The following is an 11,062-nucleotide window of genomic DNA, read 5'->3' on the forward strand; positions in this document are numbered from 1 at the left end:
CCCGGTGGTGATGGTCAACGCCTACCGGCAGCTGGCCGCCCAGTGCGACTACCCGCTGCACCTGGGCGTGACGGAGGCGGGCCCCGCCTTCCAGGGCACCATCAAGTCGGCGGTCGCCTTCGGCGCGCTGCTCTCTGAGGGCATCGGCGACACGATCAGGGTGTCGTTGAGCGCCCCGCCCGCGGAGGAATGCAAGGTCGGCATCCAGATCCTGGAGTCGCTGGGGCTGCGGGAGCGACGCCTCGAGATCGTGTCCTGCCCGTCGTGCGGGCGTGCCCAGGTGGACGTCTACAAGCTGGCGGACGAGGTCACGGCCGGTCTGGAGGGCATGGAGGTCCCGTTGCGCGTCGCGGTGATGGGCTGCGTCGTGAACGGTCCTGGTGAGGCGAGGGAGGCGGACCTGGGGGTCGCCTCCGGCAACGGCAAGGGGCAGATCCGGGAGTTCCTGGTGCACGCGGTGGCCAGGACCGGTGGGCATCTCGGGCCCAATCTGGGGGTGGTGGAGCTCTCCATCGCACTCCACCGGGTCTTCGAGTCGCCTGTCGACCGCATCCTGTGGGACACCGGCCACCAGAGCTACGTACACAAACTCCTGACAGGACGTCAGGACTTCTCCAAGCTGCGCGGCAAGGGCGGTCTCTCCGGCTACCCGTCACGCGAGGAGTCCGAGCACGACATCATCGAGAACAGCCACGCGTCCACCGCGCTCGGCTGGGCCGACGGACTCGCCAAGGCCCGCCAGGTGCAGGGGGAGAAGGGCCATGTCGTCGCCGTCATCGGGGACGGCGCGCTCACCGGCGGCATGGCGTGGGAGGCGCTGAACAACATCGCAGCCGCCAAGGACCGGCCGCTGATCATCGTCGTCAACGACAACGAGCGCTCGTACTCGCCGACCATAGGCGGCCTCGCCAACCACCTCGCCACCCTGCGGACCACCGACAGCTACGAGAAGGTGCTGGCCTGGGGCAAGGACGTGCTGCTGAGCACGCCGGTCATCGGGAACACGATCTACGAATCGCTGCACGGCGCGAAGAAGGGCTTCAAGGACGCGTTCGCGCCACAGGGCATGTTCGAGGACCTGGGACTGAAGTACGTAGGACCCATCGACGGGCATGACGTCGGGGCCGTCGAGTCGGCGCTGCGGCGCGCGAAACGGTTCCACGGGCCCGTACTCATCCACTGCCTCACCGAGAAGGGGCGTGGTTACGAACCCGCGCTCGCCCACGAGGAGGACCACTTCCACACGGTCGGCGTGATGGACCCGCTCACCTGCGAGCCGCTCTCGCCCTCCAACGGACCTGCCTGGACCTCGGTGTTCGGCGACGAGATCGTACGGATCGGGGAGGAGCGCGAGGACGTCGTGGCGATCACGGCGGCCATGCTGCACCCGGTGGGCCTGGCGAAGTTCGCGGAGCGGTTCCCCGACCGGGTGTGGGACGTCGGCATCGCCGAGCAGCACGCCACGGTGTCCGCGGCCGGGCTCGCGACGGGCGGACTGCATCCGGTCGTCGCGGTGTACGCGACCTTCCTCAACCGCGCCTTCGACCAGCTACTGATGGATGTCGCACTGCATCGCTGCGGCGTGACCTTCGTACTCGACCGGGCCGGAGTCACCGGAGTTGACGGGCCGTCGCACAACGGCATGTGGGACATGTCCATCCTGCAGGTCGTACCGGGGCTGAGAATCGCCGCGCCGCGTGACGCCGACCAACTGCGGGCCCAGCTACGTGAGGCGGTGGCCGTGGACGACGCGCCGACGTTGCTGCGCTTCCCCAAGGAGTCGGTGGGACCGTCGATCGAGGCGGTCGGCCGGGTGGGCGGTCTGGACGTCCTGCACCGGGGCGAGAAGCCCGAAGTGCTCCTGGTCGCTGTCGGTGTGATGGCGCCGGTGTGTCTCCAGGCGGCCGAGCTGTTGGAAGCGCGTGGCGTCAACTGCACGGTGGTGGACCCGCGTTGGGTCAAGCCCGTCGATCCTGCGCTGCCTCCGCTCGCCGCCGAGCACCGCCTGGTCGCCGTCGTCGAGGACAACAGCCGGGCCGCCGGCGTGGGCGCGGCGGTCGCTCTCGCGCTCGGCGATGCCGAAGTCGACGTGCCCGTACGGCGGTTCGGGATTCCGGAGCAGTTCCTCGCGCACGCCAAGCGCGGAGAGGTGCTGGCCGACATCGGTCTCACACCCGTCGAGATCGCGGGACGGATCAGTGCGGGACTGGCGACCCAGGAGGCGAGCCTGGCCGTCACGGAGGCCGAACTCGCCGCCAAGGAGCCCATGTCCAAGGAGAAACAGGAATGACCGCGGAACCCTCTTCGCAGTCCGGGGACTTCGACCTCGGCGAACTACTCGCCGGGCGGGCAGGTGAACGCTACGAGCTGCACGCCCGGCACCTCAATCACCAACTCCCGCGCATGCTGCACACCATCGGCTTCGACAGGTACTACGAGCGAGCCGAAGGCGCGTACTTCTGGGACGCTGAGGGCAACGACTATCTGGACATGCTCGCCGGGTTCGGGGTGATGGGCCTGGGACGCCATCACCCCGTCGTCCGCAAGGCGCTGCACGACGTCCTCGACGCCTCGCTCGCCGACCTCACCCGCTTCGACTGCCAGCCCCTGCCAGGTCTCCTCGCCGAACAACTCCTCATCCACAGCCCGCACTTGGACCGGGTGTTCTTCGGCAACAGCGGTACGGAAGCGGTCGAGACGGCGCTGAAGTTCGCCCGGTACGCGACCGGGAAGCCGCGCGTTCTCTACTGCGCGCACGCCTTTCACGGGCTGACCACCGGCTCGCTGTCCGTGAACGGTGAGTCCGGTTTCCGCGACGGCTTCGCACCGCTGCTGCCCGACACGGCGGTGCCGCTCGGTGATCTGGACGTACTGGAAAGGGAGTTGAGGAAGGGGGACGTCGCCGGGCTGATCGTCGAGCCGATCCAGGGCAAGGGCGTGCACGAGTCGCCGCCCGGATATCTGCGCGCTGCCCAGGAGTTGCTGCACCGGCACAAGGCGCTGCTCATCGCGGACGAGGTGCAGACGGGGCTCGGCCGAACCGGGGACTTCTACGCCTACCAGCACGAGGACGGCGTCGAGCCCGACCTGGTGTGTGTGGCGAAGGCGCTGTCCGGCGGCTATGTGCCCGTGGGCGCGACCCTCGGCAGGGACTGGATCTTCAAGAAGGTCTACTCGTCGATGGACCGCGTCCTCGTGCACTCCGCGAGTTTCGGGGGCAACGCACAGGCCATGGCCGCCGGGCTCGCCGTGCTCTCCGTGATGGAGAACGAGGAGATCGTCGCCAACGCCCGTGCCACCGGAGAGGAGTTGAAGTCCCGGCTCGCGGCGCTCGTGGACAAGTACGAGCTGCTCAGTGAGGTGCGCGGCCGGGGGCTGATGATCGGCATCGAGTTCGGCAAGCCCAAGTCGCTGAAGCTGCGCAGCCGTTGGACCATGTTGCAGGCGGCGCGCAAGGGGCTGTTCGCGCAGATGGTGGTCGTACCGCTGCTCCAGCGGCATCGGATCCTCACGCAGGTCTCGGGCGATCACCTGGAGGTGATAAAGCTGATTCCGCCGCTGATCATCGGCGAACGGGACGTGGACCGGTTCGTGGACGCCTTCACCGACGTGATGGACGACGCCCACAACGGCGGCGGACTGATGTGGGACTTCGGGAAGACGCTGGTGAAGCAGGCGGTGGCCAACAGGTAGGGGTGTCGCGCTGCCTCCGGTGCATTCCGAGCCTTTGCCTCTGAGGCAAGAAGTTTGCCGATGAGGCAAATCTCCGGCTGAATGGAGGCATGAGCCCCACTGAGCCGGGGGCGGCCGAAGAGCCGTCCGCCGAGCTGTCCGCCGTCGCGCCGCAACTGCGTGAGCTGCGGCGCCGCGCCTCACTCACCCTGGAGGCCGCGGCCCGCGCCGTCGGACTGTCGCCCGCCCATCTCTCCCGTCTGGAGACCGGGCGGCGCCAGCCCTCGCTGCCGATGCTGCTCGCGCTCGCCCGTACCTACGGTACGACGGTCTCGGAGTTGCTCGGCGAGACGGCCCCCGAACGGGACGCGGTCGTCCGCGCCGCCGACATGGAACCCACGCAGGCGGGCGGCTGGACGTACTGGCAGGCCGGCGCGGCAGGGCGCGGCATGCAGTCCCTTCGCGTGCACGTCCCGTACGGAGCGCAGGGCGACATCGTGCGCGTCCACCCCGGCGAGGAGTGGCTGTACGTCCTCAAGGGACGGCTGCGTCTGCGGCTGGGAGACACCGCTCATGCGCTCGCGCCCGGAGACAGCGCGCACTTCGACTCGCTGACCCCGCACCGGATCGCCGCCGCGGACCGGGACAGTGTCGAACTGCTCTTCGTACACACTCTGCTGCAGAGCCCTACGGCCGCGCTGTGCCTCGGCCCGTCGACCCCGGGAGCGACCTCATGAGGGACATGGAAGAGAAGTTCCCGCGTGCTCTGTGGGTGCGGCTCATCATCTACGTGGCCGTGGGACACCTCTTCGCGGCCTTCATCTACCTGCTGTTCACGCTCGGCGCGCAGAACCAGTAGGCATCGGGTCGGCCGACGTGTGGTCAGCTCGTCGGGCGGTCAGTCGAGGAAGCGTTCCCGGAGCCGCTCCCGCGTCTTCGGGGTCACGTGAAGGCCTTCTTCCAGGTAGGTGTCGACGTCGCCCCAGGTCTCCTCGATCGTGTCGAACGCCGCCGCCAGGTACTCGGCGCGTGCGTCGAAGAGGGGGCTGAGCAGCTCCATCACCTCGGGGGAGTACGCCGAGGACGCGGAGCTGCTGCGCCGCACCTTGTAGCGGCGGTGGGGGGCGTTCGACTTCAGGTAGTCCGCCACGATGGCCTCGCGCTCGACGCCGAGGGCGAGGAGCGTGATGGCTATGGACAGGCCCGCGCGGTCCTTGCCCGCCGCGCAGTGCATCAGCGCGGGCACGCTGTCCTCGGCCATCGCGTGCAGCACTCGTGAGTGCTCGGAAGTGCGCTCCTTGATGATCGAGCGGTAGGACTCGATCATCCGGTTCGCCGCCTTGCCGTCCGCGAGGATCGAGCGCAGCTGGTCCAGATCGCCGTCGCGGACCATCGTCCAGAACTCGGCGCCGTGTGCCGGATCGGTCAGCGGCAGGTTCACGTTCCGTACGCCCGGCAGTTCGACGTCCTCCCCCTCCAGCTTCTTGTCCGCCTGGTTGCGGAAGTCGAAGATCGTGTGCAGGCCCAGTGAGGCGAGGAACGCGGCGTCCTCCTCGGTCGCGTGCGCGAGATGGCCGCTGCGGAACAGCAGTCCGGGCGCCACGCGTCGGCCGTCCTCGGTCGGCAGGCCACCCACATCGCGGAAGTTGCGCACTCCGGCCAGTTCGGGCTCGGTCGACGGGACCTGCTGCGTCACGGGGGCTCCTCCCAGTCGGCGGCCGACGCTGTTGTCGGCGGGGCGCGCTCTCGACGATACGACATGGATTCGTAGGCCAATCAGTTGTCCACAGGCGGTGCCGGTGCGTTGTCCACAGGCGGTGCCGACGAGGTGAGGGCGCCTGCGATGATGTTGTGCTTGAGCGAGCTTGTTCGGATCTGTGAGGACTTGATGGTGGAGATCGGCAAAGACGGTCGTACGTGGCTGCTTTCGGGGCCCACGAGCAGCTATGCCCTGCGGCTCACGGACCAGGACGAGCTGCTGCATCTGCACTGGGGCCCGCGCATCGCGCTCGCGGACGCCGAGGCGCTGGCCGCCCGTCCCGGGCCGGAGTACCGGGGCTTCGAGTCCCCGCTCGACGGGCGCGAGGAGTACCCGGTCGAGGGCGGCCCCCGTTTCGTACGGCCGGCGCTGTCCGTGCGTACGGACGAACGGCGCGGTACGGAGTGGCGCTTCGAGGCGTACGAAGTGGATGAATCCGGCGAAGCGGATGGGGCTGAACTGCGGCTGCGGTTCTCCGACTCCGGGCTTGGCATCACGCTGCATTACCGGATGCGCCCCGCCACCGATGTCGTCGAGCGCTGGGTGACCCTCACCAACGAAGGGCCCACCCTGGAGGTCCTGCGCGCCGACTCGGCGACCTGGACGCTGCCGGAGCGTGAGGGCTGGCGGCTGTCGCAGACGCACGGGCGCTGGGCGGCCGAGTCTCAGCTCGTACGAACGGACCTCACCTACGGTGAGCAGGTCATCGGCAGTCGGCGCGGGCACACCGGGCACCAGCATCTGCCGTGGGTCGCGCTGGACGTCGAGGGCACGGCGACCGAGGAGCACGGCGAGGTGTACGGGTGCGCGCTCGCGTGGTCCGGTTCGTGGCGGATCGCCGTGGCCCAACTCCCGGACGCGCGCGTGCAGATCACCGGCGGCGCCGGGTACGACGACTCCGGCCTGGTGCGGCTGGAGCCGGGGGAGAGCTTTGTCGCGCCGGTCTTCGCGGGGCTGTGGAGCGATGACGGCTTCGGCGGGGCGAGCCGGGCCTGGCACGCGTACCAGCGGGCGTACGTGATCCCGGACGCGGACCAGGACCGGCCGGTGCTCTACAACTCCTGGGAGGCCACGGAGTTCGACATCTCCGAGGAGCAGCAGCGGGCACTCGCCCGGCGGGCGGCGGCGATGGGCGTGGAGCTGTTCGTGGTCGACGACGGCTGGTTCGGAAAGCGCACCAGTGACCGGGCCGGGCTCGGGGACTGGACGCCCAACCCTGACCGCTTCCCGGCCGGACTCAAGCCCCTGGCGGACGACGTGCACGCCCTGGGCATGCAGTTCGGGATCTGGGTCGAGCCGGAAATGGTCAATGCGGACAGTGAGTTGTATCGGGCGCATCCTGATTGGATTCAGTATCAACCAGGACGAAAGCGTACGGAGCTCCGCAATCAGCTTGTACTGAACCTCGCGCGCGAAGACGTCCAGGAGTACCTGTGGGAGCAGCTTGACGGGCTGCTCTCCAGTGCCCCGATCGACTATGTGAAGTGGGACTTCAACCGCTGCTTCACGGACGCCGGTTGGCCCGGAGAGGCGTACCCGCAGCGGCTGTGGATCGACCATGTGCACGCCCTGTACGGCCTGTTGGACCGGCTGCGGGCCGCGCACCCCGGTGTCGCCTTCGAGTCCTGCTCCGGCGGCGGCGGCCGGATCGACCTCGGTGTCATGGCGCGTACGGACCAGGTGTGGACCTCGGACAACACCGATCCGCTCGACCGGCTCGCCATCCAGCACGGCTTCAGCCAGATCCACCCGGCGCGGGCCATGGCCGCCTGGGTCACCGACAGCCCGAACAATCAGCTCAACGGACGCGTGAGTTCGCTGCGCTTCCGCTTTGTGAGCTCCATGGCCGGAGTGCTCGGGGTCGGTGGCGACCTGACCGAGTGGAGTGGCGAGGAGCTCGCCGAGGCGCGGGACTGGGTGGCGCTCTACAAGGAGATCCGGCCCGTCGTGCAACGCGGCGACCTCTACCGGCTGCGGGCGCCGGAGGGCGGGCTGAGCGCCGTGCAGTACGTCCGTGAGGACCAGGCCGTCGTCCTTGCCTGGCTCCAGGCTCAGCATTACGGCGAGCCCGTGGCGCCCGTACGGCTGCGAGGGCTCGACCCGGCGGCCGCGTACGAATGCCTCGAAACGGGCGAAGTGTACAGAGGTGCCGTGTTGTTGCATCACGGACTGCGGACCGGCTTGCGCGGTGACCTGGATGCGGCAGTTTTCCGCCTGTGTCGCATCTGAGGGTTGTGTCCGTATTGGAGCGCTTTCATTCCAACTCGCTCTGAAATAGGGACTCCTGAATTAGTGATGCGTGAGCAGCGTCATATTCGTGACGGTGCGCTGTCGCCATGTCCACGTAATTCAAGGGTGTTTACAAGGGATTTCAGGAAGGTGGAAGACCGGTGGTTAACGGAGGGTGACGGCGATTTCGGTCAAGGATCAAGAGAATGGGGCACATAGGAAACCCAAAGCTTGTCCCTGTGCGTCTTGGTCGCTTACGTTCGCCACCAATCCGGACGGACGCCTAATCCTGCCGCCGCCCGGAATCCGCACACCGATCCGTACACGGCAGGAGCGGGGGACCCACAGGTACAGCGCCTGTTCTGGTCTCCGGAACAGGCTTGGGGTAAAGCCGCGCGAAAGCGTGGCCGGGCATCTCCAGCTCGCACCCGACAGCTCACCTCGTAGGCGCCGGAGAGGAATTCGTCATGCCCGCGAAGGGTAAGCACCGCCGCCCGAAGTCCGCGCGTTTCACCCGCTCGATCGCTGTTGCCTCAACCGGTGGCGCCGCGCTCGCACTTCCGCTGCTGGGAGCGGCCGGCGCACATGCCGCTACTCCGCAGAGCGTGCCCGCGTCTGTTCCGGACAAGGCCGAATCCGTTTCCCAGAAGGCTGTTGAGTCCGCTCCTGTCGCCACTCAGAAGAAGACCGCGACCAGGACGTACGAAGTGAGGGCAGGCGATTCTCTCTCGGGGATCGCCCGCGAACAGAATGTCAGCGGTGGCTGGAAAAAGCTCTATGAGGACAACCGTCAGGTCGTCGGCAGTGACCCGGGACTCATTCACCCGGGCCTGAAACTGACGATCGGCAAGAAGGCCGCCGCGCCTTCCGGTGGCAACGAGGCCAAGGCGTCGAAGGCGGCCGAGGCTCCCAAGGCGGCCGAGGCCCCCCAGGTGTCCGCGAAGAAGGCACCGACTGCCAAGGCAGCCGAGGCGCCCAGCAGTTCGAGCGGCTTCAGCATGCCGGTCGAGGGCGCGACCGTCAGCACCCCGTACAGGATGTCGGGCGGTATGTGGTCCAGTGGCTATCACACCGGTGTCGACTTCGCGGCCGCGACCGGCACTTCGCTCAAGGCCGTGGGTGCGGGCACGGTCGTCTCCGCCGGCTGGGGCGGCGCGTACGGCAACCAGGTTGTCATCCAGCTCAGCGACGGCCACTACGCCCAGTACGCCCACCTTTCGTCCCTTTCCGTCTCGGCTGGGCAGTCCGTGACCGCGGGTCAGGAGATCGGTCTCTCCGGTGCGACCGGCAACGTCACCGGCCCGCATCTGCACTTCGAGATCCGCACCACGCCGGACTACGGCTCGGACGTGGACCCGCTGGCGTTCCTGCGCTCGCACGGCGTCTCTGTCTGACGCCACCCGCGCACCACCGCGAGCGGATCGCGTCTCCTCTCGCGCCGAAGGCCGGACCCCTGATCCCCGGGTCCGGCCTTCGGCTTGTCCGCAGGGGTCGACAGCGGCAGCGGCCAGGCGTCAAAGTGATCTGCGGCAAGCGCTTTCTATGCACCTGCGCGAGACCCGCTCGCCCCGTCGTACGCCAGCCAAGGAGACGCTTCATGACGACCCGCAGAGCCTTCGGAGCCCTGGCCGCCGGTGCCGCACTCGCGGCCCTTGCCCCCGCGCAGACCGCGAGCGCGTCGGTGCGCCACCGAGGACGGCTCATCGCCCGCGACGACTTCCGGCACGGACTGGGGCAGTGGGCAACGGAGTTGCAGGACGGTGGCAGCGTCACCGCTTCCCGTGGGGTCATGGAGATCGATGTGCCGAGCGGCGCCACGGTCTGGTTCAAGCGGAAGCTCGCGGGGCCGTACGTCATCGAGTACACCGCCACACCTGTCTCCGCAAGCGGTGTCAACGACCGGGTGTCGGACCTCAACAACTTCTGGAACGCCGTCGACGTCCGCTCCCCGGACGACCTCTTCGCCACCGAACGCGGCGGCGCCCTCGACGAGTACGACTACCTCAAAACGTACTACTCGGGCTACGGCGCCAACTACAACACGACCACGCGGCTGCGCCGTTACGTCGGCCAGGCGGGCGTCCGGCCACTGATCCACGACTACACGGAACCCCTGCTGGTGGCGAACCGGCCCCACCACGTCCGCATCCTCTCGCATGGCTCGACCGTCCAGTGGTGGAACAACGGGCGGCTCGTCTTCGACTACGCCGACCCGGAGCCGTACACGAGTGGGCACTTCGCCTTCCGGACCGTGTGGAGCCATTTCCAGATCACGGACTTCCGGGTGTGGGCGCTGCGTATTCCGAGTTGACCGAGACTTGACGCGTGGCTTATCTCACCGCCCGTCAACCCCTTCCTACGGTCGCGTAGCTCACACCGAAAGGTGAATCATGGGCCGACGTGGCAGACGATTCGAAGAATGACAACAGATCAGTGATCGGGTCGTACGTAGCGGTGGGGGACAGCTTCACCGAAGGCGTCGGCGACCCCGGCCCCGACGGGGCGCTCGTCGGCTGGGCCGACCGGTTCGCGGTGCTGCTCGCCGACCGGCGGCCCGAGGGCGACTTCGACTACACCAACCTCGCCGTACGCGGGAAGCTGCTCGACCAGATCGTCGAGGACCAGCTTTCGCAGGCCAAGGAGCTGGCGCCGGACCTGGTTTCCTTCTGCGCGGGCGGCAACGACATCCTGCGGCCCGGCACCGATCCCGACGAGGTCGCCTCGCGCTTCGAGCGTGCCATCGCCGAACTCACGTCGGCAGTCGGCACGGTGCTCGTGACCACCGGCTTCGACACCCGTGACATGCCCGTGCTCAAGCACTTGCGCGGCAAGATCGCCACATACAACGGGCATGTGCGGGCGGTCGCCGACCGGTACGGGTGTCCCGTACTGGACCTGTGGTCGCTGAAGACCATCCAGGACCGGCGGGCCTGGAACGACGACCGGTTGCATCTGTCGCCGGAGGGGCACACCCGTGTTGCGCTTCGCGCCGGGCAGGTTCTCGGGATGCCGGTGCCCGCCGATCCGGAGCAGCCGTGGCCGCTGTTGCCGCCGCGCGGGACGCTTGAGGTGCGGCGCGACGACATTCACTGGGCGCGGGAGTATTTGGTGCCGTGGATCGGGCGGCGGCTTCGGGGGGAGTCGTCCGGGGATCGGGTGGTGGCGAAGGGGAGTCTGTCGCCGGACGACATCAAGATGCGGATGCGCTCCGCTGTTTGAGGGGTTCTTTTCCCCAGCCCCGCCCCTTCCCGAAACTGGGGGCTGCGCCCCCAGGCCCCCGCCGGGGGGTGGGGGTGACATGTTGTGTCGCGGCTGCGGGTGCGTCGTGGCTGGTCGCGCAGTTCCCCGCGCCCCTGAAAACCTGCGCCTACCCGGGCCCCGGGAAAGCCCGCACCCCCAACC

General features: G+C 68.3%; 9 protein-coding genes and 1 riboswitch. Of the genes, 8 read left to right on the forward strand and 1 reads right to left on the reverse strand.

Annotated elements, in window-relative coordinates; all coding sequences use genetic code 11:
* Nucleotides 1–4: 4 nt before the first annotated feature.
* From dxs to OP79_RS47050, 4 genes are all read left to right on the forward strand, one after another.
* The gene (dxs, locus tag OP79_RS47035) at nucleotides 5–2,290 is read left to right on the forward strand and encodes a 1-deoxy-D-xylulose-5-phosphate synthase (RefSeq protein WP_245685715.1); all 2,286 of its coding nucleotides are present in this window, start codon (nucleotides 5–7) and stop codon (nucleotides 2,288–2,290) included.
* Nucleotides 2,287–3,693 (forward strand): aspartate aminotransferase family protein, encoded by a 1,407-nt coding sequence (locus OP79_RS47040; protein WP_033329362.1) that lies wholly within the window; start codon nucleotides 2,287–2,289, stop codon nucleotides 3,691–3,693. The genes dxs and OP79_RS47040 overlap by 4 nt, the downstream gene beginning before the upstream one ends.
* Nucleotides 3,694–3,782: 89 nt before the next feature.
* Complete coding sequence (locus OP79_RS47045) at nucleotides 3,783–4,409, forward strand: helix-turn-helix domain-containing protein (protein ID WP_033329363.1); 627 nt, start codon at nucleotides 3,783–3,785, stop codon at nucleotides 4,407–4,409.
* Nucleotides 4,406–4,531 carry a DUF6126 family protein gene (locus OP79_RS47050; RefSeq protein WP_033329364.1) on the forward strand — a complete coding sequence of 42 codons (126 nt, stop codon included), beginning with the start codon at nucleotides 4,406–4,408 and terminating at the stop codon, nucleotides 4,529–4,531. The genes OP79_RS47045 and OP79_RS47050 overlap by 4 nt, the downstream gene beginning before the upstream one ends.
* Nucleotides 4,532–4,570: 39 nt before the next feature.
* Here OP79_RS47050 and OP79_RS47055 read toward each other — a convergent pair whose 3' ends face one another.
* Complete coding sequence (locus OP79_RS47055; protein ID WP_033329365.1) at nucleotides 4,571–5,368, reverse strand: tyrosine-protein phosphatase; 798 nt, start codon at nucleotides 5,366–5,368, stop codon at nucleotides 4,571–4,573.
* A 192-nt stretch (nucleotides 5,369–5,560) separates the two neighbouring features.
* On the opposite strand from OP79_RS47055, the gene OP79_RS47060 reads away from it, so the two are divergent.
* The 4 genes from OP79_RS47060 (at nucleotide 5,561) to OP79_RS47075 (ending at nucleotide 10,879) form a co-directional block, all read left to right on the forward strand.
* Nucleotides 5,561–7,660: an alpha-galactosidase gene (locus tag OP79_RS47060; RefSeq protein ID WP_033329366.1), complete on the forward strand. Its 2,100-nt coding sequence runs from the start codon at nucleotides 5,561–5,563 to the stop codon at nucleotides 7,658–7,660.
* 301 nt (nucleotides 7,661–7,961) lie between these two features.
* Nucleotides 7,962–8,125, forward strand: a riboswitch (cyclic di-AMP (ydaO/yuaA leader).
* A gap of 2 nt (nucleotides 8,126–8,127) precedes the next feature.
* A complete protein-coding gene (locus OP79_RS47065) occupies nucleotides 8,128–9,054 on the forward strand; it encodes a M23 family metallopeptidase (RefSeq protein ID WP_033329367.1) in 927 nt (308 codons plus the stop codon).
* Between the two features lie 203 nt (nucleotides 9,055–9,257).
* Entirely contained in the window at nucleotides 9,258–9,971 is a 714-nt protein-coding gene (locus OP79_RS47070) for a DUF6250 domain-containing protein (protein WP_033329368.1), read from the forward strand.
* 122 nt (nucleotides 9,972–10,093) lie between these two features.
* Nucleotides 10,094–10,879 (forward strand): SGNH/GDSL hydrolase family protein, encoded by a 786-nt coding sequence (locus tag OP79_RS47075; RefSeq protein ID WP_033329369.1) that lies wholly within the window; start codon nucleotides 10,094–10,096, stop codon nucleotides 10,877–10,879.
* Nucleotides 10,880–11,062 lie beyond the last annotated feature (183 nt).

Origin of the sequence: Streptomyces yerevanensis (genome assembly GCF_000716805.1) — a bacterium.
GTDB classification, from domain to species: Bacteria; Actinomycetota; Actinomycetes; order Streptomycetales; family Streptomycetaceae; genus Streptomyces; species Streptomyces flaveus.

What these genes read in the sequence shown, in the direction of transcription:
- OP79_RS47040 (WP_033329362.1), top strand. Translation starts at nt 2,287, where the DNA reads ATGACCGCGGAACCCTCTTCGCAGTCCGGGGACTTCGACCTCGGCGAA.
- OP79_RS47045 (WP_033329363.1), top strand. Translation starts at nt 3,783, where the DNA reads ATGAGCCCCACTGAGCCGGGGGCGGCCGAAGAGCCGTCCGCCGAGCTG.
- OP79_RS47050 (WP_033329364.1), top strand. Translation starts at nt 4,406, where the DNA reads ATGAGGGACATGGAAGAGAAGTTCCCGCGTGCTCTGTGGGTGCGGCTC.
- OP79_RS47060 (WP_033329366.1), top strand. Translation starts at nt 5,561, where the DNA reads ATGGTGGAGATCGGCAAAGACGGTCGTACGTGGCTGCTTTCGGGGCCC.
- OP79_RS47065 (WP_033329367.1), top strand. Translation starts at nt 8,128, where the DNA reads ATGCCCGCGAAGGGTAAGCACCGCCGCCCGAAGTCCGCGCGTTTCACC.
- OP79_RS47070 (WP_033329368.1), top strand. Translation starts at nt 9,258, where the DNA reads ATGACGACCCGCAGAGCCTTCGGAGCCCTGGCCGCCGGTGCCGCACTC.